At 44.5% G+C, this 23,344-nt stretch carries 29 protein-coding genes; 20 read left to right on the forward strand and 9 right to left on the reverse strand.

All coding sequences use genetic code 11. The features are described from left to right. Window positions 1–339 precede the first annotated feature (339 nt). On the reverse strand, window positions 340–2,970 hold the full coding sequence (plsB, locus tag LP107_RS02595; RefSeq protein ID WP_112741818.1) for a glycerol-3-phosphate 1-O-acyltransferase PlsB: 2,631 nt from the start codon (window positions 2,968–2,970) through the stop codon (window positions 340–342). A 168-nt stretch (window positions 2,971–3,138) separates the two neighbouring features. On the opposite strand from plsB, the gene LP107_RS02600 reads away from it, so the two are divergent. Next, a complete protein-coding gene (locus LP107_RS02600; protein WP_112741819.1) occupies window positions 3,139–4,074 on the forward strand; it encodes an acyl-CoA thioesterase in 936 nt (311 codons plus the stop codon). Between the two features lie 103 nt (window positions 4,075–4,177). After that, entirely contained in the window at window positions 4,178–5,344 is a 1,167-nt protein-coding gene (locus tag LP107_RS02605; protein WP_078275180.1) for a DUF1615 family protein, read from the forward strand. Window positions 5,345–5,460: 116 nt separating this feature from the next. Here the strand turns inward: LP107_RS02605 and LP107_RS02610 are convergent, their stop codons facing one another. Further along, entirely contained in the window at window positions 5,461–5,712 is a 252-nt protein-coding gene (locus LP107_RS02610) for a DUF1289 domain-containing protein (RefSeq protein ID WP_208624070.1), read from the reverse strand. A gap of 257 nt (window positions 5,713–5,969) precedes the next feature. On the opposite strand from LP107_RS02610, the gene LP107_RS02615 reads away from it, so the two are divergent. The 3 genes from LP107_RS02615 to LP107_RS02625 all read left to right on the forward strand — a co-directional run bounded on the left by LP107_RS02615 (window position 5,970) and on the right by LP107_RS02625 (window position 9,769). Next, window positions 5,970–6,731, forward strand: coding sequence for an integrase core domain-containing protein (locus tag LP107_RS02615; RefSeq protein WP_208624034.1), 762 nt, complete (start codon window positions 5,970–5,972; stop codon window positions 6,729–6,731). 75 nt (window positions 6,732–6,806) lie between these two features. Further along, window positions 6,807–7,409 carry a YqiA/YcfP family alpha/beta fold hydrolase gene (locus LP107_RS02620; RefSeq protein ID WP_112741821.1) on the forward strand — a complete coding sequence of 201 codons (603 nt, stop codon included), beginning with the start codon at window positions 6,807–6,809 and terminating at the stop codon, window positions 7,407–7,409. A 368-nt stretch (window positions 7,410–7,777) separates the two neighbouring features. After that, window positions 7,778–9,769 (forward strand): BCCT family transporter, encoded by a 1,992-nt coding sequence (locus tag LP107_RS02625; RefSeq protein WP_112741822.1) that lies wholly within the window; start codon window positions 7,778–7,780, stop codon window positions 9,767–9,769. A 108-nt stretch (window positions 9,770–9,877) separates the two neighbouring features. Here the strand turns inward: LP107_RS02625 and LP107_RS02630 are convergent, their stop codons facing one another. Genes LP107_RS02630 through LP107_RS02645 form a run of 5 tightly spaced genes read right to left on the reverse strand, consistent with a single transcriptional unit; the run spans window position 9,878 to window position 10,904 of the window. Further along, complete coding sequence (locus LP107_RS02630; RefSeq protein WP_264675969.1) at window positions 9,878–10,003, reverse strand: hypothetical protein; 126 nt, start codon at window positions 10,001–10,003, stop codon at window positions 9,878–9,880. After that, complete coding sequence (locus tag LP107_RS02635) at window positions 9,964–10,173, reverse strand: hypothetical protein (protein ID WP_112741823.1); 210 nt, start codon at window positions 10,171–10,173, stop codon at window positions 9,964–9,966. Before LP107_RS02635 ends, LP107_RS02630 begins: the two co-directional genes overlap by 40 nt. A 39-nt stretch (window positions 10,174–10,212) precedes the next feature. Further along, on the reverse strand, window positions 10,213–10,530 hold the full coding sequence (locus tag LP107_RS02640; protein ID WP_410173925.1) for an alpha/beta hydrolase fold domain-containing protein: 318 nt from the start codon (window positions 10,528–10,530) through the stop codon (window positions 10,213–10,215). After that, entirely contained in the window at window positions 10,511–10,699 is a 189-nt protein-coding gene (locus tag LP107_RS14420) for an alpha/beta hydrolase (protein WP_112741824.1), read from the reverse strand. Before LP107_RS14420 ends, LP107_RS02640 begins: the two co-directional genes overlap by 20 nt. Continuing rightward, window positions 10,623–10,904: a hypothetical protein gene (locus LP107_RS02645; protein WP_078273430.1), complete on the reverse strand. Its 282-nt coding sequence runs from the start codon at window positions 10,902–10,904 to the stop codon at window positions 10,623–10,625. Before LP107_RS02645 ends, LP107_RS14420 begins: the two co-directional genes overlap by 77 nt. A 164-nt stretch (window positions 10,905–11,068) precedes the next feature. Between LP107_RS02645 and LP107_RS02650 the strand changes: the two genes are divergently transcribed. The 7 genes from LP107_RS02650 (at window position 11,069) to LP107_RS02675 (ending at window position 15,258) form a co-directional block, all read left to right on the forward strand. Further along, complete coding sequence (locus LP107_RS02650) at window positions 11,069–11,317, forward strand: hypothetical protein (protein ID WP_228157763.1); 249 nt, start codon at window positions 11,069–11,071, stop codon at window positions 11,315–11,317. Then, the gene (locus LP107_RS02655; protein WP_264676345.1) at window positions 11,277–12,098 is read left to right on the forward strand and encodes a DEAD/DEAH box helicase; all 822 of its coding nucleotides are present in this window, start codon (window positions 11,277–11,279) and stop codon (window positions 12,096–12,098) included. Before LP107_RS02650 ends, LP107_RS02655 begins: the two co-directional genes overlap by 41 nt. Then, entirely contained in the window at window positions 12,017–12,970 is a 954-nt protein-coding gene (locus tag LP107_RS02660; RefSeq protein ID WP_228157764.1) for a hypothetical protein, read from the forward strand. The genes LP107_RS02655 and LP107_RS02660 overlap by 82 nt, the downstream gene beginning before the upstream one ends. A gap of 178 nt (window positions 12,971–13,148) precedes the next feature. After that, a complete protein-coding gene (locus tag LP107_RS02665; RefSeq protein ID WP_112741826.1) occupies window positions 13,149–14,393 on the forward strand; it encodes a DNA-processing protein DprA in 1,245 nt (414 codons plus the stop codon). A gap of 29 nt (window positions 14,394–14,422) precedes the next feature. After that, window positions 14,423–14,617 carry a helix-turn-helix domain-containing protein gene (locus LP107_RS14425; RefSeq protein ID WP_208624071.1) on the forward strand — a complete coding sequence of 65 codons (195 nt, stop codon included), beginning with the start codon at window positions 14,423–14,425 and terminating at the stop codon, window positions 14,615–14,617. Continuing rightward, the gene (locus tag LP107_RS02670; protein ID WP_208624114.1) at window positions 14,563–14,745 is read left to right on the forward strand and encodes a hypothetical protein; all 183 of its coding nucleotides are present in this window, start codon (window positions 14,563–14,565) and stop codon (window positions 14,743–14,745) included. Before LP107_RS14425 ends, LP107_RS02670 begins: the two co-directional genes overlap by 55 nt. Before the next feature lie 12 nt (window positions 14,746–14,757). Continuing rightward, window positions 14,758–15,258, forward strand: coding sequence for a LysR substrate-binding domain-containing protein (locus LP107_RS02675; protein WP_208624072.1), 501 nt, complete (start codon window positions 14,758–14,760; stop codon window positions 15,256–15,258). Between the two features lie 52 nt (window positions 15,259–15,310). On the opposite strand, the gene LP107_RS02680 is transcribed toward LP107_RS02675, so the two are convergent. After that, window positions 15,311–15,649, reverse strand: coding sequence for a cysteine hydrolase family protein (locus LP107_RS02680; RefSeq protein ID WP_264675968.1), 339 nt, complete (start codon window positions 15,647–15,649; stop codon window positions 15,311–15,313). Beyond that, window positions 15,649–15,810: a hypothetical protein gene (locus tag LP107_RS02685; protein ID WP_158079600.1), complete on the reverse strand. Its 162-nt coding sequence runs from the start codon at window positions 15,808–15,810 to the stop codon at window positions 15,649–15,651. The genes LP107_RS02680 and LP107_RS02685 overlap by 1 nt, the downstream gene beginning before the upstream one ends. Window positions 15,811–15,969: 159 nt before the next feature. Between LP107_RS02685 and LP107_RS02690 the strand changes: the two genes are divergently transcribed. The 8 genes from LP107_RS02690 to LP107_RS02725 all read left to right on the forward strand — a co-directional run bounded on the left by LP107_RS02690 (window position 15,970) and on the right by LP107_RS02725 (window position 23,338). Continuing rightward, the gene (locus tag LP107_RS02690) at window positions 15,970–16,233 is read left to right on the forward strand and encodes a hypothetical protein (protein ID WP_112741828.1); all 264 of its coding nucleotides are present in this window, start codon (window positions 15,970–15,972) and stop codon (window positions 16,231–16,233) included. A 570-nt stretch (window positions 16,234–16,803) separates the two neighbouring features. Then, window positions 16,804–17,154, forward strand: coding sequence for a hypothetical protein (locus LP107_RS02695; protein ID WP_264675967.1), 351 nt, complete (start codon window positions 16,804–16,806; stop codon window positions 17,152–17,154). Then, entirely contained in the window at window positions 17,138–17,761 is a 624-nt protein-coding gene (locus tag LP107_RS02700; RefSeq protein WP_162860341.1) for a GlxA family transcriptional regulator, read from the forward strand. Before LP107_RS02695 ends, LP107_RS02700 begins: the two co-directional genes overlap by 17 nt. 81 nt (window positions 17,762–17,842) lie before the next feature. Next, window positions 17,843–19,735, forward strand: a complete 1,893-nt coding sequence (gene parE, locus LP107_RS02705; RefSeq protein WP_112741831.1) for a DNA topoisomerase IV subunit B — start codon at window positions 17,843–17,845, stop codon at window positions 19,733–19,735. A 1-nt stretch (window position 19,736) separates the two neighbouring features. Beyond that, complete coding sequence (tilS, locus tag LP107_RS02710) at window positions 19,737–21,191, forward strand: tRNA lysidine(34) synthetase TilS (protein ID WP_264675966.1); 1,455 nt, start codon at window positions 19,737–19,739, stop codon at window positions 21,189–21,191. 75 nt (window positions 21,192–21,266) lie between these two features. Continuing rightward, entirely contained in the window at window positions 21,267–22,109 is an 843-nt protein-coding gene (proC, locus tag LP107_RS02715) for a pyrroline-5-carboxylate reductase (protein WP_078273423.1), read from the forward strand. 360 nt (window positions 22,110–22,469) lie between these two features. Continuing rightward, window positions 22,470–22,967: a YggT family protein gene (locus LP107_RS02720; RefSeq protein WP_228157765.1), complete on the forward strand. Its 498-nt coding sequence runs from the start codon at window positions 22,470–22,472 to the stop codon at window positions 22,965–22,967. Window positions 22,968–23,089: 122 nt separating this feature from the next. Continuing rightward, window positions 23,090–23,338 (forward strand): DUF2789 family protein, encoded by a 249-nt coding sequence (locus LP107_RS02725; RefSeq protein WP_078273421.1) that lies wholly within the window; start codon window positions 23,090–23,092, stop codon window positions 23,336–23,338. The last annotated feature ends 6 nt before the right edge of the window (window positions 23,339–23,344 follow it).

The raw sequence follows: 23,344 nt of genomic DNA on the forward strand, positions 1-23,344 counted from the left end.
TCATTTGCCCCATGTACACTCTACAAAATGAAAAAGTACCACGGTTTCCGTTCGTGGTGAGCTAAGTCGAACCATGACGGAAACCGACCCGTAGGCAGGCTCAGGGCGAACGGAAAACCTAGTTTGGCATACTTTTTGGACTACTATCAAATATTCAACGCATTTTGATGTATATCTAACGAATTTGATATTTGCCACAGGCTTTGTAGGGACGTGCTCAGCACGCCCTTGATGATGTAACGATTTTATCGGACGTACTCAGCACGTCCCTACGCCCACATATTATAAATTTGTGGTAATTTTAAAGTTCTTTATCTGTGTTTTAAACTAATAAATCAGCTATTTACGTCCAAATTTACGCTTTTTATTCATCTCGTTCATGACGCTGTCAATCTCATCGTCGTTTAGGCGAGCGGTGTGACGCAGCAGCTCAATCATGTCGGGATTTAGGACGTATTTGGCGTGTTCGGCGATTTTGTCAATGCGTTCATCAAAATCAATCATGCTCGTCTCAGGCTCAATCTGCACATAACCCATGCGTACGAGCGTATCTAAGAAGCTTGTAAATAACGCCTTATCAAACATGTCAGGCAAATCATCGGCATACAGCACGGACACCCTTTGCCCTAGGAAGTAGCACAGATTGACGACTTGTTCGGTATTTAGGCGGTGTGCACCTTGTTCGGACAATAAGGTCAAAGCCATAAAGTAGCGTTCCAAACTCTGCTCGGCAGGGTCGGCAAGCACGATGAGCTGTTGGTAGGCAGGCGAGTTGGTCTCGGGGGCACTGATGAGTACACCGTCCCATTCGACAACCAGATTTTCTTTGATAAGTACGTCCAAAATCTCGCCAATGGTGTCTTTGATGCTACGTTGCGGGTGTTTTAAAAACAGCTCGGTTTGTAAAAAGGGATACAAAAGCTCGCTGATGTTTTCTAGCTTATCACGGTACATGCGTCCATTACGTTGCACCAGTGAAGCGATAAAACTGGCTAGGATAAAGACGTGCAGGATGTTGTTTTTGAAGTAGCTAAGCAAGGGAGCTTGTTTGTCCGCCACTTTTATCATGTCGCCTAGCACGTGGGGAGTGCGTTCGATGAGTTCTAACTGCAAGCCATACGCCAAGATGTCTTTGGGGTTCATGTCAGTGACAAAGGTGTCCTTGTCATAAGGCAGGGCTTGGGCGATACGCTGATATAGAGCGATTTGTTCTATCGCTTGAGCTTCATCAAGGGCGGATTTGGGGGTGGACAGTAGTACGAGTGCCAGCAGGGAGACAGGATTGACGACTGCTGATTTGTTGATGTTTTGCATGATTTTGACGCCGATGTTGGTAATCATGGCGTGGGTTTGCTTGTCGTTGTCCGCTTGTTCATCAGGGCTTAACGCTAGGGTGTCTTTGCCAGTTTTGATGTTAAATTTATCCAAAAATTGGGTCAGGTGTAGCGGTTCGCCAAAGGACAGATGCACCGTGCCAAATACCCGTTCAATCTTTTGGGCGGTCTTGATGAGACTAAGCAGGTTTTCGCTTTCTTTGGGTTTGCCTTTGAGCTCGCCCACATAAGTCGCCCCTTCCATAATCCGCTCATAACTGATATAAGTCGGGACAAAAACCACGGGTTTGGCAGGCTCACGCAGATAACTACCCACGGTCATGGCAAGCATACCGAGCTTGGGCGGTAGCAGACGACCTGAACGAGAGCGACCGCCTTCGATGAAGTACTCAATGGGGACAGCCCGTTGCATGAGTGTGTGTAGATATTCCTTAAACACCGTGCTGTACAAGGCGTTGCCCTTAAAGCTACGTCTCATAAAGAATGCTCCGCCACTACGCAATATCTCGCCCAGTACAGGGATGTTTAGGTTATCCCCTGCGGCGATGTAAGGGATGCGTAAGCCCCGTTTGTAGATGACATAAGATAAGAGCAGGTAGTCCATATGACTGCGATGGCATGGTACATAGATGATTTGGTGGTCGGGGGCAAGCTTACGCACCCGCTCAAAATGACGCACTTCCACGCCGTCATAGAGTCGCTCCCATAGCCACGTCAAAAAGTGGTCAAAAAAACGGACGACAGAGTGTGAATAATCGCTTGTTATCTCACCCACATAACCGCTGGCTTCTTTTTTGATTTGGGCGATGGTTTTGCCTGTGCGGATGGCTTCTTTTTCTATGGCTTCTTGGACGATGGGCGATGATAAGATTTGCCCCGTCACGTTGCGTTTGTCAGATAGGTCAGGTCCGATGATACTGGTGCGTTGTTTGTCCAAATAGCCTTTTAGGCGTTGGCTGATATGGTTTGCCAAGTGCGATGTACTAAGGTCTGCATTGTCAGCATGATTGTCCTTGCTGTCTTGGATAAGCTTTTGTAAATCCTTGGGCTGAGCAAACTGCACTGCCGTATCACGCCCCATGACCCCGATATTAAAGAGCTGTTTGGGAATGCTGGGACTATTCCATTCGTCCGCCATGAGCAGGCGAAACAGGCTGTCTTCTTTGCTTGGGGCTCGTCCCCATAGGATGGTCACGGGGATGAGTCGCACACGCAATGTGGGGTCATCGATACATGCTTTGATGAGTCGCTCTAAGCGTGGCGATGGAATGTTCTCTGAGCCGTGACGGTGCTTTAAAAAGATGACCGAGGCACTCTCATTAAGACTGCCAACGCTGGTACTGGCAAGGGCAGACGGTAAATTTAGCTCTTGGGTTTTAACATCCACGAGCAGACTGTTGGAACGTGAATATTCTCTTAGCACATAAAAGGTGGGAATATCATCATCAAGCTCTGGCACTTCGCCCAAGATTTGTGCCTTAACCGCCAAAGATAAGCCTTTGCCTGATAAGTTGCGATAGACCGATGGTTTGTTTTCTGCTCTTTTGGGGGCTTCTTGTTGGTTTTGGTGGGTGGGTTTTGGGGTGTTATTTGGTTTTTTAGAAAAAATCTGAGAGATATTCGGAAGTTTTAACATAGTACGTGCCATGATTTGACAATAATCTTAGTATTTTAACATTTTTAACTAGAAATGGACAAAAATTTTGTTATACTTGTACGCCTGCCAGAAACGGTGTGGTTTGATGACATTTGTCAATACAGATAGCACTGTTTGCCCTTAGCCATTTAGATTTGTGGAATGATTATGCCAAATACGCCTGATGATAGTTTGATTCGTGACTTGATGACGACTTTGACCCTAACCGAGATAACCCTTGATGTGTTTTCGGCACCGAGCTTTGACTACGTGGGGGCAAGGGTGTTCGGTGGGCAGGTGCTTGCCCAAGCGATGATGGCGGGGGCAAAGACGCTCCAGATAGACAAGCCTTGTCACAGTTTTCACGGTTATTTTTTGCGTGGGGGCGACATTCGCCTGCCAGTCATCTACCAAGTTCGCCGTTTGCGTGATGGCAAAAGCCTATCGGCTCGGCAAGTCGTGGCGGTACAAAACGTGCCAAACAACCCTGACGACCCCACGCTTGGCACGACCGAGCAGGTCATTTTTAGCATGATCGCGTCATTCTCACCCATGGAAGGCGGACTGGACTACCAAGAGAGCATGCCCAAATATCCGCACCCTGACACCTTACAAAGTGAGCAGGAGCTAAAAGACGCTCATGTCGGCAAAATCCCCGACGCCCTAAAAGCCCGCTACCTGCGTAAACGCCATGTCGAGATACGCCCTGTCACGCCCCGAGACCCTATTCATCCACAGCCCATGCGACCCCGTCAAGCCAACTGGCTTCGTATCAATGGGCTACAAGACCAGCCTGTCGCCATTCATCAGGCTCTGCTTGCCTTTGCGTCCGACTTTTATTTGGTGGGTACGGGGCTGATGTCGCACGGACTTAGCTTTATGACCAAGGGTTTACAAGTGGCGAGCATTGACCACAGCATGCATTTTCATCGCCCCTTTGATGTCAGCGACTGGCTACTGTATGACATGTGGAGCGACACGACCAGTCACGCCAAGGGGCTAAACCACGGGCAGTTTTGGCAAGATGGCAGGCTTGTCGCCACCACCCAACAAGAAGGGCTTATGCGACTGGTTGGCGGTGAGCATGTGACCAGCAGTTCGTGATACAAAAATCACACATGGCATTAATGTCGGGCAAGGCTTATTGGGGCATTATTTTGCTACAATAAGCCGTTTTTTTGGCTTGTCATTGTTTTTTTATCACTTTATGAAAAATCCACTGTTAAAAAATCTGTCCTTATACATCGCTCTGTTTGGCGGTGCCATCCTGCTGACCGCCTGCACCCAAGAGACGCCCGACACGCCCATCTTGTCAGATGATGAGATTGCCAAAGTGCTACCCAACCGCTCACAGGACAAGGCAAGTTGGGCAAGCGACATCGGGGCGATATTTGACGAGCTAAAACTGCATAAGGACAAAGAGAACATCTGCACCGTGGTTGCGGTCATCGACCAAGAGTCCAACTTTCACGCCAATCCTGCCGTTGCCAATCTCGGGCAAGCGTCCTTACGTGCCATCGATGATAAGCTAGAAGACAAACTGGGTAAACAGCTCGCTGGCGTGTTTCGCACCATGCTCGCCACTCGCCCGACCAAGGATAACAGCTTTGAGAGCCAAATCAAAAAGGTAAAAACCGAAAAAGAGCTGGACGAGCTGTACCAACAGATGTTTGACTACTTTGCCAGCACCTATAAAGTCAGTGGCGTGAACAATCTCACCAAGCTCACAGGTGAGAGCCTTGATGAACGCCTAAACCCCATCACCACCTTAGGCTCCATGCAGGTGCATGTCAACTACGCCAAACGCCACCGCCGAGCCAACATGAACGACCGCACCCTGCGTGCTGACATGTATGGGCAGTATGGCGGTCTGTACTACGGCATTCATCGCTTAATGATGTATCAGGCGGACTATGATAAGCCGTTGTATCGCTTTGCTGACTACAACTCTGGCGTGTATTCAAGTCGAAATTCCGCTTTTCAAAAACGTGTGGCAAGCCTAACAGGAATCAGCCTTGACATTGATGGCGATTTGCTGTTATATGCCAATGGCACGGTGAGCAGTGCCAAATCGCAAACCGAGACGGCACTCATCAACCTGCTCGCCACCGCCAAAACACCGCTCACCCCCGCCCAAATCAGAAGTGATTTGAAAAAAGAGAAAAAAGCAAGTTTTGAGCAAACCGCCACGTATCAAGGGGTTAGCGAGCTGTTTAAAGCCAAATATAAAAAAGACCCCACCTATGCCATCATGCCACAGGTCGTGATTAGCAGTACAAAGATGAAACAGGACAAAAACACCAACTGGTACGCCACCAATGTCAATAGACGTTATGAAGCGTGTATGACGTTGGCAAATAAGCTTGGCAAATAAATGGGTAAATAGGGCGTGCCTACTCTTTATTTGCCATGATAAATGATAAAGGCAAAAAGGCAAATTAAGAAAGATAAATAAAAAAAGGTAAATAAAAACCACAGGGCGATACTGATTTAAAAATCAAAACTTAACTGCTCAAACTGCCCATAAAAATCAAACTCATAATTGACTGAGGTTTGGCGTTGTTTGTGGCGAAGTAGGGCGTTGATGTTGCGACGTCGTCTGCCAAGGTTTTTTAAAATCTTGGCTCGCTCGCCATCGCTGATGATGTGCCATGTTTGGCGTTCGGTGCGATTTCTAAAACAACCCATGCAGTAGCCCTTTTTGTTCATGGTACACACGCCAATGCAGGGGTTGTCTATCATAAAAAGTTCGTTTTGCATGGCAGGCGAGTGTGGCTAATAAAAAGGGCAAATGTCAGGCAGGAGTATTAATTATAGCGAAACTTGATAAAAATTGATACAATGGCGTTTGATTTATTTATCAGATAAACTGTAAAATAAACCCCCGTTATTTACAGTATTAAGGTAAAATACTGCAAATGAACATACACAAAAACACAAGACTGCTTCCCCACCATAGGAAAGCCATTTGAACTGCTTACCATAAGAACAAGCAATCAGTGACTTCACTGGCACTCGAGTACAAAGTATCAAGACCTACCATTTACAAGGTCTTAAAACTTGCTCGCATTAAACTCCTTAAGCCTCAAACCAGTACCAATAATCGCTTTAAACAAGCCAAGTATGGCATTAAACGCTTGGCTAAGGTTGAAAAATCCATTCAAGACAAACTCAAAAGGCAAGCCAAGCGATACAACAAGTCCTATTTTGGTGAGATGGTTCATGTAGATGCCAAACGCTTACCTTTACTTAAAGGACAAAGTACAAACAGTCCTAGAGAATATCTGTTTGTTGCCGTAGATGACTATTCTTGTGAACTGTATGCTGCCATACTGCCTGACAAAACAGCCTTTGGTGCAGCACAGTTTCTGGTAGAGCAAGTGATAGAACCTTGTCCTTACCAAATTGATGTTATTTACTCTGACAATGGCACTGAATTTAAAGGCACAACACAGCATGAATTTGTCAAAGTATGTTATGATAACCACATCAACCAAAAATTTACCAAAGTAGGCAGACCACAAACCAATGGCAAAGCTGAACAGGAGATACGAACATTAATAGAGCTTTGGCATCATCAACATGAGTTTGTCAGCAGTGAACATAGAAAGCAAGAATTAACCAGATTTCTTAATTTCTATAACACTGTTAGACCACATTCATCTTTAACCAAAAAAGATGAGATTACAGGAAAAACTTTGACTTTTACGCCTTATGAATGGTTAGAGTTTTATTTTAAACAAAGTGTAAATAACGGGTGAGGTTTTTACAGATAATCGCCCATCGCACCATTTTGCGATACTCTTATAACACCCATTTGACAACCCACAACAACCATGACCATCATCTACCTGCACGGACTCGACTCCGACCCCAATGCTAATAAAGCCGTCATCACCGCCAACCACGCCAAAGGGCTTGGCATAGACACCCTACGCCCTGATTTGAACTGTCCGCCTGATGACGTGGTAGCTAAGCTATTGAGTTTAATCAAAGAAAACCCCAATGCCGTGCTTGTTGGCTCATCGTTGGGTGGATATTTTGCCACACTCTTATCCGACATGACAGGCACGCCTGCGGTACTGCTAAACCCGAGCATACGCCCTGATGTCAGCTTTCAGAGATTTTTAACAGATAATTTTGACGGACAAACGCTCACGGACGACACCGTCATCTACACCACAACAGGGGGCTGGCAGATTTGCTATGGTGATTTGGCGTGGTTTGAAAAGCACCATTTGACCGCCAAAAATCCCCAAAAAATCAAAGTCCTACTCAAAATGGGTGATGAGCTATTAGACGCTCACGCCACCCAAGCATTTTTTAAAAGTTGTGGGGCGGACGTTGTCGCCCAAGACGGGGGCGATCATAGAATGAGTGATTATAAAGAGCAGGTGGGACGTGTTGTGGGGTGGGTACAAGCACACCAATCCAAATAAACCGCTCGCAACAGGAGTTCTTGTATTTACAGCCTGCCTAAATTACAAACTGCTTGGCAGGCTTGTCATGTATGCTTTTGACGCACATTTGCCATCCTTCCCTTGACAATACCTACCTATACCAGCACACTTTTTAAAGATGTTTATTGACACCATAAAAAGCCTGCAAAACCCCAACCAAATTTTATTTTTTGGCTAAATTATGTTACAATCCTTTGAATATTAACAAATTTGTGCAAATGTTGCTCAAAATTAACCCCATTGGTGCAATCAAATATGAATAGGATTGGTGTGTTTATCAATCGTTTTTAATCATTTAGGCGTTTATCCATATTTTATTGCACTACCATTGACAATAGGAGTGTAATATGAGTACGCCTGTACCCAAAAAACACAAGCACGGACTAAATCCGCCTGTGTTCTTGACATCGGCAGGGCTGATTGCCTTTATCAGTTTGTTTGCCATTTTATTGCCTGAACTTGCAGACAAGACCTTTAAGGCGGTGCAATCAGCGATTGTGAATAATGCCAGTTGGTACTATGTGCTGACGGTGGCGATTATTTTGCTGTTTAGCGTGTATTTGGGCTTATCCAAACTCGGTAACATCAAGCTTGGCCCTGACCATTCTCGCCCTGATTATAGTAATTTTTCGTGGTTTGCCATGCTGTTTTCGGCAGGTATGGGCATTGGACTGATGTTCTTTGGTGTGGCAGAACCTGTCATGCACTTTTTAAATCCGCCACACGGAGACGGTAGCACGGTGGACGCTGCTCGCCAAGCCATGCGACTGACCTTTTTCCATTGGGGCTTGCACGCTTGGGCGGTGTATGCGGTGGTGGCTCTGATTTTGGCGTTTTTTGCCTATCGGCATAACCTGCCCTTGACGTTGCGTTCGGCATTATATCCGCTTATCGGTGATAAGATTTTTGGCCCTATCGGTCATGCGGTGGACGTGTTTGCGGTGGTGGGGACGCTGTTTGGTTTGGCGACTTCCCTAGGTTATGGGGCGTTGCAGGTCAATACGGGGCTTAATCATATATTCTCGTTCATCCCTGTGGGGACAGCAAGCCAAGTGGTGCTGATTGCCATCATCTGTGCGTTGGCGACTGTCTCGGTGATGTCGGGACTGGATAAGGGCGTAAAAATGCTATCCGAGCTTAATCTAGGCTTGGCAGTGGTTCTACTGCTCTTTGTGCTATTGGGCGGCTCTACCGTATTTTTGCTCCAAGCGTACGTGCAAAATGTCGGCTCGTACATCTCAAACATTGTTGGCTTGACCTTTAACCTATATGCCTATGACAAGACCGATTGGTTTGGCGGTTGGACGATTTTGTATTGGGGTTGGTGGCTTAGTTGGGCTCCGTTTGTCGGTCTATTTATCGCTCGTGTGTCTCGTGGACGTACCATTCGTGAGTTTGTGCTTGGGGTGCTATTTGTCCCTGCTGGCTTTACGTTTTTGTGGATGACGGTGTTTGGCAACTCCGCCATTGACATGATTTTAAATCAAGGCAACACCATGCTCGGCGAAGTTATTAACAAAGACGTATCGCTGTCCTTATTTGCCTTTTTAGAAGAGTTTCCCATGTCGGGGCTGTTTAGCTATGTTGCCCTTGCCATGATTATCGTGTTTTTTATCACGTCTGCCGACTCTGGGGCACTCGTCATGGATATGCTTTGCTCGCACGGCAAAGGCAGTCGTGGGGTGCGTTATCGTCTGTTTTGGTCAGTCGGGTCAGGCGTGGTGGCGATTGCTTTGCTACTGGCAGGCGGTCTTGGGGCGTTGCAAACCATGGCAATCGCCAGTGCCTTACCCTTTGTAACAGTGCTGATGATTGCGATGTATGGGCTGTTAAAGGCTCTGAACGTGGACGCCCAAAAGCAAGAAATCCTACAACAAAACCTAAGCGTGCCACTACCTGCTCAAGGCGGTGGCGTATGGCGTGAAAGACTGCACGTCATCATGAACTTCCCAAGTCGCTCTGCGGTGAGCCGTTTTATTGACACCACCGTCAAAGAGGCGTGTGAAGATGTGGCAAAAGAGCTACGGGGCTTGGGCGTGGACGCTAAGGTCTTAAATGAAAAATCAGGCAGTGTGGTGCTACTTGCCAATCACGGCAGTGAGATTGACTTTGTCTATAAGGTACGCCTGTCAAGCCATGCACAGCCTGACTTTGTCCATAGCGATGACGACACAGGTACCACAAACGATGACGACACCCAGACCTACTACCGTGCCGAAGTGCATTTGGGCGAAGGCGGACAAGACTATGATATCATGGGGTGGAGCAGTGAAGGGGTCATCAATGATATCGTAAGCCAATATCATCGCCATATGCACTTTTTGCATAGTTTGCGTTAAGGTGGTATTTAAAAGTGTTTTTAAAATGCCGTCCAAGTGAGAATTGAACCCCACCCCAAAGCTCGCCACTCACACACTAACCTTTGGGGTGCTTTCTCTTTCAATTCATCACAAATAGGTTTTTAAAAACGCCAACACTTTTTCTTGATAGGCGGGTGTTGTCCAAAATTTGGGCGTGGCGTGTCCTTCGCCTTCTAGGATAACCAGTTCGCTAGGAATTTGATATGCTTGCATTTTTTCAAATAGCGAACCGATTGTTCGTGAGCCACCACACAATCATTGTTGCCGTGAAACATTAAAGTCGGTGGCGTGTCTTTGGAAACCCGATAAATGGGGCTTAATGCGGTGGCTTTTTTGATAAAGGCAGGCGAGCCGTATTTTTCGCCAACGGCATAGGCACTCAAATCAAAATCTTAGGGAATGTCGGCTTGTATCACATTTGCCTAATTTGTCGCTTCGCATTGGGGCTGGGCTTTGGTGGTGGCGGTCATATTGACAAAATCGGCAGAACCATCATAGGGCAAGCTCGCCTTAATGTGTTTGCCCTGCGTTACGGCAAGCCATTGTGCCAAATGTCCGCCCGCACTTTCGCCCATTACCGTAATGCGATTGCTTTCCAAGCCGTATTGTTTGCTATTTTTACGCACAAATTCAAAGGCTTTTGTTACATTATTGCTGATTTCGTCAAGCAAGGCATCGGGCAAAAAGCGATAACCCACCGACACCACCGCATAACCATTGTCAAGCAGGCGTTTTATCATTTCTTCTACATTTTTTGTGCGAACCGCCCATGACTTCCAGTTTGTCGCCTGTGATAAATCCGCCACCGTGAAGGTACAACACGACAGGGACATTACCCCGATGATTTTTGGGTAAATAAATGTCCATTTTTTTGGCGTTCGTTGATGTTGTCATAAGCGACATTGGCATAGCTGATGTGATTGAGTTTATTGGCAGTTGCCATTTGCTTTGTGTGCTGGGTGCTTGCCTTGCTGTTGGCTCTGATGGCTTGGTCTATGGCGGTGTTGGCACTTTGGGTGGTGGTTTGGCTTGATGGGGTGATTTGGCAAGCAGACAGTGCCAATGCCAAAGCGGAAAAGGTCAGGGCAATGGTGGTGGTTTTGAATTTTTTCATAATATTTCTCTTTGGTTTTAATGGAATGGGCATATTATAAAATTTTAGACTTGATAAAAGCATGGCGATTTTTGGAAAGTGGGTTTTTAAAAATGGAAAGTTGGCATTTGAAAAAATTGTCAAAAAAATCTATAATATTCAAAATCCCAACCAAGGAATAAAATATGATACATTTTAATCCAGGTCGTGCTCTTGAATTATTAAGACAAGGTTCAAACAATCCAAATGCTCAATTTCGTGATGGACAAGAGGAGGCAATTGCTCATCTTGTTACCAATACACAAAGACTGTTAGTGGTACAAAAAACAGGTTGGGGGAAAAAGTTTTGTCTATTTTATTGCAACACAATTATTAAGAGAATCAGGTGCTGGCATTACGCTACTTATTTCGCCATTATTGGCGTTAATGCGTAACCAAATTGCGGCAGCAAAAAGAATGGGCTTAAGGGCGGTAAGTATCAATTCGGAAAATACCGATGATTGGAAGCAAATAGAACAAGAGATTATTTCAGGTCGGGTGGATATCGTCTTAATCTCACCTGAACGATTGGCAAATCAGAACTTTATCAATAATGTTTTGAGTCAAATTGCTGGGAATATTGGTTTATTGGTTATTGATGAAGCACACTGTATTTCAGATTGGGGGCACGATTTTCGCCCTGATTATCGCCTAATTGAACGAATTATTAAATACTTACCGCCCAATTTGCGTGTTTTAGCAACCACAGCAACCGCCAATCAGCGTGTAATGGACGACCTTATTGCCATTTTAGGACCCAATATTGAAGTTTCAAGAGGAGACTTAAATCGTCCGTCATTAACCTTACAGACCATTAAATTGCCTAGTCAAATTGAGCGTTTGGCGTGGCTGGCTGAACAACTCCCTCATTTACAAGGTAGTGGCATTATTTATACTTTAACAGTAAGAGACGCCAATCAAGTTACTGACTGGCTAAAATTACAAGGTTTTGATGTAGAAGCCTATACAGGCGAAAGTGGCGATAAAAGGATTGAACTGGAAGATAAGTTACTCAACAATCAAGTCAAAGCATTGGTTGCCACAACTGCTTTGGGAATGGGGTATGATAAACCTGATTTGTCATTCATTATCAAATGCCAAATTCTGTTGTTGCTTATTATCAACAAGTTGGACGAGCAGGAAGAGCATTATCACACGCTTATGGTGTATTATTGAGCGGTATAGAAGATGATGAAATCAGTGCGTTTTTTATTGACAGTGCTTTCCCAAAGCAAAATGAAGTCGATCAAATTTTAAATGTCTTGCAACAATCACCAAATGGATTATCATTAAATGAATTGCAAAATAAAATCAATTTAAGTCAAGGTAGAATTAGCAAAGCATTAAAAATCTTATCATTAGAATCACCAGCACCTTTGGTTAAGCAAGGTACGAAATGGCAATTAACTTCCGCCACATTATCTAGTGATTTTTGGCAAAGGGTTAATCGCCTTACAGAATTAAGAAAAAATGAACATCAACAAATGAAAAATTATGTTGATTTACCATTTGGTCAGCATATGGCATTTTTGGTAAATGCACTTGATGGTGATACACAGCAAATTATACCCCCTCAATTACCGCCATTACCAACTTTTATTCACCCAACTCTTATTCAGAAAGCCAGTTATTTTTTGCACAGAAGCAATGTGATTATTGAACCTAGAAAGAAATGGGCAACAGGCGGTTCAACACAATTTTCGCAAAAAGGCAATATCAATCCAGATTTTCAAGCGGAAGAAGGGCGTGCCTTATCCATTTGGGGCGATGCTGGCTGCGGTAAATTGGTCAGACAAGGAAAATATCAAGATAATCATTTTGCAGATGAATTGGTGAATGCCTGTTGTGAAATGATTGAACGTTGGCAACCCAATCCAAAACCAACTTGGGTAACTTGCGTACCGTCTTTGAGGCACCCTGCATTGGTGCCTGATTTTGCTGAGCGGTTGGCAATAAAATTAGGGGTACCATTTATGCCAATTATCCAAAAAATCAAAGAAACTGAACCTCAAAAAATGATGCAAAATAGCCAATATTCAAGCCCATAATTTAGATGGCGTATTTCAATTGAGCAATAATCCATTGTCAGAACCCGTTTTGTTGATTGATGATATGGTGGATTCTCGCTGGACTTTAACCATATGTAGCTACCTTTTAAAATCTAATGGTAGTGGTGCAATATTCCCACTTGTACTTTCTCAAACCAGCAATCAAGGTGAATAAGAAATGTTTGTTTCAGATAATACCAAGGCCATGTTGCTTTTAACCGCACCACTATTATTGGGAAAAAGTCAAAATGATGTGAAATTATTAAGCAATAAAGAATATCATCAGTTGGCTGTTTATTTAAAAAATAATCATAAACAGCCTGCGGATTTACTGGGTGAAGAGTTAAGTAATATTTTAGCTGATTATGGAAAATTAGAATATGAGCGAATCCAGCAATTATTACAAAGAGGTTTTTTATTAAGCCAAACTCTTGATTATTGGTATTCTCGTAATATTTGGGTCATCAGTCGTGCAGATAAAACTTATCCAAGTCGTTTGAAAACTCGTTTAGGAGAGCAAGCTCCGCCGATATTATATGGTTGTGGCGATGTTAATTTGCTCAATTTAGGTGGGATAGCGATTGTAGGCTCTCGCAATATTGACAATGAATTGATTGCTTATACGCAAAATATTGCTCACTTAGCCGCACAATCTGGCAAAATGGTTATCTCTGGCGGAGCAAAAGGGGCGGATTTGACGGCAATGCAAGGAGCTTTACAGGTTGGCGGTGTTGTTTGTGGTGTATTGGCAGACAGTTTGGAGAAGGTGGCTTTGAATGCTGCAAATCGCTCCGCATTACAAGAAAATCGTTTGGTACTGATTTCTGCGTGCGACCCTAAATCTCGTTTTATGGTCGGCAATGCAATGCAACGCAATAAATATATTTATGCACTTTCGGACATTGGTTTGGTTATTAATTCTGATTTAAATAAAGGGGGAACTTGGGCAGGTGCCGTTGAACAATTAGACAAATACAAGCAAATTCCGATTTATGTCCGTTCAACTGGTACTGAAAATGCAGGGTTAAATGCCTTGGTGAATAAAGGGGCGTTGTGGTGGAGTAATCCAAGCAATACACAATTATTTTTAGATATTTTTAATGGTAATTTTGCAACAAATACAAATACGCCAAAACCACAAATACATTTAACTGCTAACGAAAAATCAATAACACAGACGAATTTTGATTTATCTCCAGAACAAGAGTTATTTTTATTAGTTAAAAAACTGATTGAACAAAATTTACAAGAACCCAAAAAAGAAAAAGAGCTGGCTGAATTATTAAATGTTTCTAGCTCCCAAATTAAATCTTGGCTTAATCGTTTGATTGATGAAAATATTATTGTTAAACAAGGTAAGCCAGTACAATATGTTTTGCAAAGTCAGACTCATAATTTAGACCTATTTCTACGAAACCAATAAACCTAAACGCCTTATCCCTATTTGTCTCCGTGATTAAACACGGCAGTCTCTCCAAAACGGCTGAAAAATTGGGCGTGCCGATTGCCACCATTAGCCGTCAAATTGCCGAGCTGGAAAAATCCTTACAAATCAACTCTTTGACCGCCAAAAATCAGGCGTTAAACCAACAATGGCGGCACAAAAACTCTATGAGGAAGTGGATTTGTCCATTGATAATTTGCTGAATGCCAAGCAAGTGTTGTTTGATGATGAGCAAAATTTAAAAGGCATTTTGCGGATTTCCGCACCACCCAAATGCGAACCTGTGCTGGCGTGGGTTAGCGAATTTGGGCAAAAATTCCCCAATGTGTAAATTCACGCCACGATGACTGAACGCATTTTGGATTTAAGTCTTGATGGCATTGACGTGGTGTTTAGGATTGGCAATTTGCACGGCGAGCATTTTATCGCCAAAAAAGTCGCCACGCTCGGCACAAAATGGGTAGCTCACCCCGAGTTATTGGCTCGTTTTGGTACGCCAAGCACCTTGAAAGAGCTGAAAAATTTCCCCATTGCCACTTGGGCAAAAAATGGCGAAAACGAAGTCGTCATTCAAATGAATAAAGAGAAAATCGCCTTGCCGTTTTTGTTTGCCAGCAATGATGCTTCTGCGGTGGAATATATGGTTTTAGAGGGGCAGGCGATTGGGCAAATTTCTGATTGTACGGCAAATGAGTGGATAAAAGATAAGCGTGTGGTGGAAATTTTGCCAGAACTTAAAAAGCCCAATTATGATTTGTTTATGCTCTATGCTTCACAGCGGTATCCGTCTGCGATTGTGCGGGTGTTTGTGGAGTTTGTTTTGGGGAAAATTCAGGCAGCCTGAATATAAAAACACCGTTTAATTTCAAATATTAAACGGTGTTTTTTTATCAAATTTAAACCACCTCAATCCACGCTCTATTCGCCAACGCCCCAAGTGCGATTTGATGAATCAGCTCGGTCGGTGCGGTGCAAAGATTTGATAATACACGGATTTTATAGTCTTTGGCAAGGGGAGAAAGTGCGGTGTGGGTTACGCAGTTTTGGGTCATAATGCCACAAATGTCCACTTGCTGGGTGCCGTTTTCTTGCAAGATTTCAAGCAAATTGGTGTTTAAAAAACTGTCGACGTGTCTCTTTTGCACCAAAGGCTTATCTGCCAAAATGCCCGCAACCGATGAATGCAGTTTTGCACCGTGTGAGCCTTCGGCAAACAGCGGATAATCTTTTGCCATTAAATGCTGAACGCCAATGACAAGCTCTCCGTTTTGCTCGGCAGTTTTGGCGTACCTGCGATGTTTTGGGCGATGGTGTCCACATTAAATTGGTCAAATTTGCCGCCTGCGGACGCAAAATATTCGTTTTGCACATCAATGATAAGTAGGGCGGTTTTCATAGGGTTTTCCTAGTTTGGCTAAATAATGGGCGTATTTTAATGATTTTTACCTTATGCTAAAATAGGCAATATTGCCAATCAACACAAGGATTTTGCCAAAATTTAAAATTTATGTTATGATTGATGCTGGTAAAATATAGCTTTTAAAGCAGGTTTTTTATGAAAAATTTTAAAAATATGATTTTTAATAAATACGAACAACCTCAATCAATATTGCTTTTGCCAAAAAAACATTCTCCAACCAAGAAAGCTGTTTATTATTATAAAAATAAAACATTGCAGTTAATTAACGATTTTTACGCAAACCTATTTTCTTTAAGAAATTCAGAAAAGAAATATTGGTTTTTGATACCAATTTTTTTATTTTTATTGTGTTATCAATTTTGGATTTTTATAAAAAATCACAAGAATTTAATAATATAAATTTTTATTCCATTATAATATACTTTATAACAATGATATTATATTTTTCAATTTTAAAATATAATGAGAAAAGTATTATAAATCATCATAATAAAAAATATTCTTGTGAGTTCTCTTCAATTTACGAAGTGAGAAATGACTGGATGATAAGAAATTTGGGTAAAAATTATGCAACTATTGAAACTTTAAAAAAATTTGAAGATTGGAAAAAATATAGAGATGGCTATCCAACAATTTATAAATTTAATTGGAGGAAATTCACTTATCAAACTGATGCAAAACCAAGAATTATTGGATTGATTGTGCATTTTTATCAATGTCAGCTGTTATGCTAATCAATTTACTAAAACCAGATAATCCAGAAGTTGTGTTCGCACAGTTAATTATAAATTTTTATTTTATCTCTATTTTTATGATTTTTATTGTTATATTTTTCTATATGACAATTTTTCTATTTGATATATTGCGATTTATAGTTAATTCATTTTTTTGATTTTATTTTTAAAAATGATTTCTCTGAAACAAAATACAAAACTTTTATGGCTTTTATTGTTAATCAAGTAGAAGTTAATGATAATGAATAAATGTACTCCCCCAACCCTAGTCCTTTACGCCCAAAACGGCTGTAACGATTTTGTTTTTAATATTCCTTTTTCGCTGTTTCAAGCCACTTATCAAGGGCAAAAGCTGTTTGATTTTGCGGTATGTAGCGACAATGGCAAGGCGATTTTAAGCGAATTTGGGGCAAAAATTGCGGAACTGTCGATTTGTCGCTATTGGACACGGCGGACATCATTGTCATTAGTGGCTTTGTGGGCGATGTGCCAAATGCCAAACTCTGCCAAAAACTGCAAACCGCCCACGCACAGGGCAAAAAATCATCGGGCTGTGTTATGGCACTTTTGTGCTTGCTTTTGCTGATATTTTGCAGGGCAAAACGGTGGTAACCCATTGGGCAGGCGAGCGGGCATTTAAAGAAAAATTCCCGCATATTCAACTAGACAGCAATCGGCTTTATATTGATGACGGCAATATTTTGACATCAGCAGGGGCGTTTGCGGGCTTGGATTGTTGCTTGTATTTTATTCGTACGCTGCATGGGGTGAAGGTTGCTAATGAACTTGCCAAACATTTGGTTTCCGCACCACACCGAGAAGGCGGGCAAGCCCAATTTAATGCCATCAGCCCGATTAGCCACGCCAAAGACGAAAAAATCAATGAGTTATTGCAATTTTTAAGCGACAATTTGGCGGACAATCATAAATTGGACGATTTGGCAAACAGGGTGCATTTGTCCAAAAGAAGTTTTAACCGCTATTTTAAAACCGCCACGCAAATGACTTTGAGCCAGTGGCTGACCGCCAAGCGTTTGGCAAAAGTGCAAGACTATTTGGAAAGCACGGATTTGCCGATTGAAATCATCGCAGATAAGACAGGTTTTGGCACGGCAAGCAATTTGCGAATGCAGTTTAAGGCGCGTTTTGGTGTCAGTCCGCAAAGTTTTAGGAAGAGTTTTGGGGCTAGCTGACTGGTAAGAATTTTAATCATCAAATTTAAATATCTGCCAAAATCGGTTACAATACCCCTTTTTAACATTCATAAAAGCACAATGACCAACTACACCACCCAAAACCTAGAAGTCCTAGAAGGGCTAGAACCCGTCCGCCGTCGCCCTGGTATGTACACTGACACCACACGTCCCAACCACCTTGCGGCAGAAGTCATTGACAACTCGGTGGATGAAGCGTTGGCAGGACACGCCAAGCACATCACTGTTACCCTGCACGCTGACGGCTCGCTGTCGGTACTTGATGACGGACGGGGCATGCCTACCGACATTCACCCTGAATTTAATCAGTCGGGCGTGGAGCTCATCTTGACACGCCTGCACGCAGGGGGCAAATTTAGCACGGACAATTATGCCATCAGTGGCGGTCTGCATGGTGTGGGTATCAGCGTGGTTAATGCTTTATCCAAACGGGTGGAAGTCATCGTTTGGCGAGACGGCACGCAGTATCAGATGAATTTTGAGAATGGCGTACCGACAACGCCCCTAACTCACGAGCCGTCCCCTAATAAGAAAAAACGTGGCACACAGGTGCGATTTTGGGTAGATGAGCAGTATTTTGACAATCCCAAATTCTCAATTAAATCGTTAAAACACAACCTAAAAGCCAAAGCCGTGCTGTCGGCAGGGCTAAAAATTGACTTTGTGAGTGAGCCCGAACCGTCCGACAGCGAAAGCTGGCAATACACAGATGGCGCGGTGCAGTATTTGACCGAGCAGCTTGGCGAGCTTGCCATTATCCCTGATAAGCCATTTTATTTTAGCCAAGAACCAACAGGGGGCGAACGTGGTGGGGCGACTTTTGCCATAGCGTGGCTACCCGAATCAGGCACGCCCATTTGCGAAAGCTATGTAAACCTTATCCCTACCGCACAAGGCGGTACGCACGTCAATGGGCTACGCACGGGCATTACGGACGCACTACGTGAGTTTTGTGAAATTCATAGCCTACTGCCCAGAAACGTCCGCCTAACTGCCGATGACGTGTGGGACGGGGTCAATTATATTTTGTCCTTAAAATTTGCCGAGCCACAGTTTAGCGGTCAAACCAAAGAACGCCTATCCAGCCGTGAAGCGTCCCCACTCGTGCAGACCCTTGCCAAAGACGCATTTAGTCTGTGGCTAAACGCCCACCCCGACACCGCCAAAGCCATAGCCGAGCTTGCCATCAGTAAAGCAGGCAAACGGCTCAAATCCGCCCAAAAAGTCGCCCGCAAAAAAATCACCCAAGGTCCTGCCTTACCAGGGAAACTAGCCGATTGTAAGGGCGAATTTAAGGACGGAGCGGAGCTGTTTTTGGTGGAGGGCGACAGTGCAGGCGGGTCAGCCAAACAAGCCCGAGACCGCCATTTTCAGGCGATACTGCCCCTGCGCGGCAAAATCCTAAACACATGGGAGGTTTCACACGATACCGTATTATCCAGCCAAGAGATACACGACATTGCCATTGCCATAGGGGTAGACCCAGCGTCTGATGACTTATCAGAATTACGCTATGACAAAATCTGTATTCTAGCGGACGCAGACAGTGATGGGCTGCACATTGCCACGCTAATTTGTGCGTTGTTTGTCAAGCATTTTCGTTCGCTTGTGGAAGCAGGGCATTTGTTTGTCGCCATGCCCCCACTGTATCGCATTGACATTGGCAAGGACGTGCATTATGCCTTGGACGATGATGAATTGAACGCCATCTTGAAAAAAACCAAGTCCAAAGGCAAGCCGCAAATCACCCGCTTTAAGGGCTTGGGCGAGATGAACCCCGACCATTTGCGTGAGACGACCATGAACCCTGATACTCGCCGTTTGGTACAGCTTGACATTGATGATTTTACTTCGACAAGTAGCGTTATGGACATGCTTTTGGCAAAGAAACGAGCGTCCGACCGCAAGGCGTGGCTAGAAAGTAAGGGTGATTTGGCGGATTTGGCGGTGTAAGATGACCGCTTGCCCCATTTTGTCCGCCTTGTCCGCCCTAAATGACGTGCCTTATCCTTTATATGTGGCGTGTAGTGGTGGGCGAGACTCGCTCGCTCTGGCGTATGGCTGTTATCTGTTGTATCAGCAGGGCAGATTGGACAGGCTACCCACGCTCCTGCACGTTCATCACGGCATACAACAGGCAAATGACGACTGGGCGAGACTGGTGGGAGCGTGGGCAGACGAGCATGGATTTGACTGGCAAATTTTGCCTTTAACGCTTGCCAAAAAAACCGAAACATCGGCACGCACCGCCCGTTATCAGGCACTCATGGGGGCGATGGTGGACGATGGCGTGCTATTGGTGGCGCACCATGCCGATGACCAAGCCGAGACGGTACTTATGCGACTCATCAACGGGGCAGGCGTGCAGGGCTTATCAGGCATGAGAGCATGGAACACCAAAACCGTACAAGGGCGGACAATGAACCTACATCGCCCCTTGCTTGGCGTGTCTCGCCATGAGATTACCGCATTTGCCCACGCCCACGCCTTGCCCTATGTGGACGACCCGACCAATGAGACGACCGACAATGCTCGCAGTCTTATCCGTAACGACATCTTGCCACGCCTGACCGCCCTAAACCCAAAGGTTCGCCAAAACATCGCTCGCACCGCTCATCTGATGAATGACGCTCACGCACTCATCAGTGACACGGTGTTTGAGTTGGTTAAAAAATGCATCCTTGCCACGCCCCACACGCCTTTTGTGGGCTGTTTGGACATTCATGCGTTACGCCTGCTCTCAGCACATGAGCAGTCGGCGGTGGTGCGGTTTTTTGTGCAAGCGGATAATCCCCTACCGCCCAGTTATCAGACCGTCAGCGATACCCTAGCATTGACCGCTCGTACTGATGGCGACCATAGTACACAGATTCTTTGGCAAGGTGGTGATGGCGATGACGTGGGTGGTAATGGCAGGGCGGTGGTGCTGTGCCGTTATAAAAACACCCTGTACCGCTATCATCATGAGCTGTTTGTGTTATTACAAGATGAGATGAGCGATGACAAAATCGCCCTAAATTCATCTAAAATTATCCTAAAACAAAATACCAAACTTGCCATTTTTATGGATTTTCATGATGGTTTGTGTGAATTATTTGCGGATAAATCGGCTTATATTCAGTCTGTGAGCCGTGATGAGCGGCTGCGGATTTATGAGCCGTATGTGGATAAGGACGGCAAAACCCAAATCGGCTTTACCAAACTTGGCGGTAAAAAACTCTACCAGTGCCTAAGCGTTCCCACATGGCACCGTGCCAATCTGTGGGGGCTGTATGTTCATGATGAGATGGTACTTGTGATGAGCATGGATAAGTGGTGGCTGACTGACAGTGCTATGTTTTACGCCTTGCGTGGGGTGTTTGATGATGGGCGGTGGGGGCGGACGTTGCTTGTGGTGGATAGGACATGAAATTTTTGCACAATTAGGGCATTTCATGTAAAATGGCGGATTGGTTAGAATTTTAAAGGGCAGTGGCAGGGCAACATGACGGACTTTCACGCATTACAAAATAAAACAGTGATATTCATCGGTGGCGGTAACATGGCAGGAGCGATGATTGGGGGGTTATTGACCGCCAAAGATTGCCATGATTTGACCTTAACCGTTGGTGTATCAGACAAAAATGTCGACAAGCGAGAGCGGTTCGCCAGTCAAGGCGTATTAACCACCACGCCTGACACCGCCCATGAGTTGATAACAAAGGCGGACGTGGTAGTGCTTGCTATCAAGCCCCAAGTGCTGATGGACGTTGCCCCAAGCCTTGCCCCATATTTGGCGGACAAGCTCGTCTTGTCGGTGCTGGCAGGCGTGCCATGCGTGACACTCCAACGAGCCTTAGGCTGTGGGCGTGTGGTGCGTGCCATGCCAAACCTACCGTCTGCGGTGGGTGCAGGGGCGACAGGGCTGTATGCCGACAAGACGGCAAGCCCGTCCGATAAGGATGTGTGCGAAGCGGTCATGACAAGCTGTGGCTTGGCGGTATGGGTGGACGATGAGACCAAACTGCACGCTGTAACGGCGGTGGCGGGCTCTGCCCCTGCGTACTTTTTTTATGTGCTAGAACACATGACTGCCCAAGCGATAGAGATGGGACTCGTTGCCGATGATGCTCATCGTTTGGCGGTGCAGAGCATGATAGGGGCAGGACTACTTGCCAAAGATGGCGACCCACAGGCACTGCGTATGAGCGTAACATCAAAAGGCGGAACGACCGCACAGGCATTGGCTTCGTTGGAGCGTGATGACGTGGGCGGTGCGTTTGGGCGAGCGATGGTGGCGTGTTATGACAGAAGTGTGGAGCTGGGTGCGTTATTTGATGATAAATGATTGAAATTTATTGATAAATTAACCAAAACAGTGCGTATCACACCTTACAATTTATATTAATTTTAGGCTCTGGTTCAAAAAGTATGCTACAAAGAAAACCGTTCGTGGCGAGCTATGCCTGCCCATAACGGTTTTCCTACCCGCAGGCAGGCTCAGAGCGAACGGAAAACTAGTTCAGCATACTTTTTAGACTACTACCTAATTTTAAAAATAGTTACTCTAAAACTTAACCCCATAATGATTTACCCACATCATTTTAACAATGACCGATGATAGAAACTACCACTTATGAATGAACCGATTACCATTATTTTTAATGTCGTTGTCAATTTTGCCTTAATCATTTGTTTCTTAAGGTTTATGTTTCAGTTCGCTGAGATTGACCCCAAGCACCCTTATGCCAAAGTTACCTACATGCTCTCGGCAGTGGTTACGCTGTTTGGGCGGATTTTTCCTGATTTGGGTAAGGGGCGATTTAGTACATCGGCGGTGGTGCTGATGCTCCTTTTGACCTTTATCAAGATTGCAGGCATGGCGAGTATTTTGGGTAAGCCCATGACCCCGCTTGTATTGTTTTTTAGTGGCAGTTTGACGGCGATACTCTCGCTCATTGATATGTTTCAGTATATCGTGTTTGCGTCGGTCATTCTAAGCTGGGTCATCATGCTGTTTCAGGTCATGCATCCACTCATGGAGCTGATCATGCAGATGGCAGAGCCGATTGTCGCCCCATTTCGCAAAATCACGCCCAATCTGGGCATGCTTGACTTTTCGACGTTGGTTGCCATTTTGGCGTTGGCACTCTTGGAAATGGGCATTCGCATTGTGGGCGGCAATATCTTGTCGGCGTTGGTGTAGTTCTGCTTTTTACATTTATATAAAAATCAGCACATAAAACACACAATATCAAGCCCAAATTTTGTTAGAATTAAAAACAAGTTTAAGGACTTACCATTCATTTATTTACTTTGGAGAATACCATGTTAGACAATGCCGAACACACCATGAATGACCTATTTGCCCAGCTTGGTTTGCCAAACTCGGATAGCGAGATCGATGCTTTTATCAAAAACAATCAACTGCCTGAGAATGTGACATTGGCAGATGCCCCATTTTTAGATGAGCAACAAAGTATGTTTATTCGTGAAGAATGGAAGCTAGATGCAGTTTGGTCGCTTGTTATTGATGAGCTAAATGCAAGACTGCATGAAGAAAATAAACCTGCCTAAACTCAT

Origin of the sequence: Moraxella bovis (assembly GCF_025985205.1) — a bacterium.
Classification (GTDB): Bacteria; Pseudomonadota; Gammaproteobacteria; order Pseudomonadales; family Moraxellaceae; genus Moraxella; species Moraxella bovis.

Excerpts from the sequence above, each read along its gene's own strand:
- LP107_RS02640 (WP_410173925.1), bottom strand. The coding sequence starts at position 10,530 with ATGATAAAACGCCTGCTTGACAATGGTTATGCGGTGGTGTCGGTGGGT.
- parE (WP_112741831.1), top strand. The coding sequence starts at position 17,843 with ATGACCAACTACACCACCCAAAACCTAGAAGTCCTAGAAGGGCTAGAA.
- LP107_RS02620 (WP_112741821.1), top strand. The coding sequence starts at position 6,807 with ATGACCATCATCTACCTGCACGGACTCGACTCCGACCCCAATGCTAAT.
- LP107_RS02610 (WP_208624070.1), bottom strand. The coding sequence starts at position 5,712 with ATGATAGACAACCCCTGCATTGGCGTGTGTACCATGAACAAAAAGGGC.
- LP107_RS02680 (WP_264675968.1), bottom strand. The coding sequence starts at position 15,649 with ATGGCAAAAGATTATCCGCTGTTTGCCGAAGGCTCACACGGTGCAAAA.
- LP107_RS02665 (WP_112741826.1), top strand. The coding sequence starts at position 13,149 with ATGTTTGTTTCAGATAATACCAAGGCCATGTTGCTTTTAACCGCACCA.
- plsB (WP_112741818.1), bottom strand. The coding sequence starts at position 2,970 with ATGTTAAAACTTCCGAATATCTCTCAGATTTTTTCTAAAAAACCAAAT.
- LP107_RS02645 (WP_078273430.1), bottom strand. The coding sequence starts at position 10,904 with ATGAAAAAATTCAAAACCACCACCATTGCCCTGACCTTTTCCGCTTTG.
- LP107_RS02685 (WP_158079600.1), bottom strand. The coding sequence starts at position 15,810 with ATGAAAACCGCCCTACTTATCATTGATGTGCAAAACGAATATTTTGCG.
- LP107_RS02660 (WP_228157764.1), top strand. The coding sequence starts at position 12,017 with ATGCCAAATTCTGTTGTTGCTTATTATCAACAAGTTGGACGAGCAGGA.
- LP107_RS02720 (WP_228157765.1), top strand. The coding sequence starts at position 22,470 with ATGTTTCAGTTCGCTGAGATTGACCCCAAGCACCCTTATGCCAAAGTT.
- LP107_RS02650 (WP_228157763.1), top strand. The coding sequence starts at position 11,069 with ATGATACATTTTAATCCAGGTCGTGCTCTTGAATTATTAAGACAAGGT.
- tilS (WP_264675966.1), top strand. The coding sequence starts at position 19,737 with ATGACCGCTTGCCCCATTTTGTCCGCCTTGTCCGCCCTAAATGACGTG.
- LP107_RS02695 (WP_264675967.1), top strand. The coding sequence starts at position 16,804 with ATGATAATGAATAAATGTACTCCCCCAACCCTAGTCCTTTACGCCCAA.
- LP107_RS02690 (WP_112741828.1), top strand. The coding sequence starts at position 15,970 with ATGAAAAATTTTAAAAATATGATTTTTAATAAATACGAACAACCTCAA.
- LP107_RS02725 (WP_078273421.1), top strand. The coding sequence starts at position 23,090 with ATGTTAGACAATGCCGAACACACCATGAATGACCTATTTGCCCAGCTT.
- LP107_RS02630 (WP_264675969.1), bottom strand. The coding sequence starts at position 10,003 with ATGCAAGCATATCAAATTCCTAGCGAACTGGTTATCCTAGAAGGCGAA.
- LP107_RS02675 (WP_208624072.1), top strand. The coding sequence starts at position 14,758 with ATGACTGAACGCATTTTGGATTTAAGTCTTGATGGCATTGACGTGGTG.
- LP107_RS02625 (WP_112741822.1), top strand. The coding sequence starts at position 7,778 with ATGAGTACGCCTGTACCCAAAAAACACAAGCACGGACTAAATCCGCCT.
- LP107_RS02605 (WP_078275180.1), top strand. The coding sequence starts at position 4,178 with ATGAAAAATCCACTGTTAAAAAATCTGTCCTTATACATCGCTCTGTTT.
- LP107_RS02670 (WP_208624114.1), top strand. The coding sequence starts at position 14,563 with ATGGCGGCACAAAAACTCTATGAGGAAGTGGATTTGTCCATTGATAAT.
- proC (WP_078273423.1), top strand. The coding sequence starts at position 21,267 with ATGACGGACTTTCACGCATTACAAAATAAAACAGTGATATTCATCGGT.
- LP107_RS02600 (WP_112741819.1), top strand. The coding sequence starts at position 3,139 with ATGCCAAATACGCCTGATGATAGTTTGATTCGTGACTTGATGACGACT.
- LP107_RS14420 (WP_112741824.1), bottom strand. The coding sequence starts at position 10,699 with ATGCCAATGTCGCTTATGACAACATCAACGAACGCCAAAAAAATGGAC.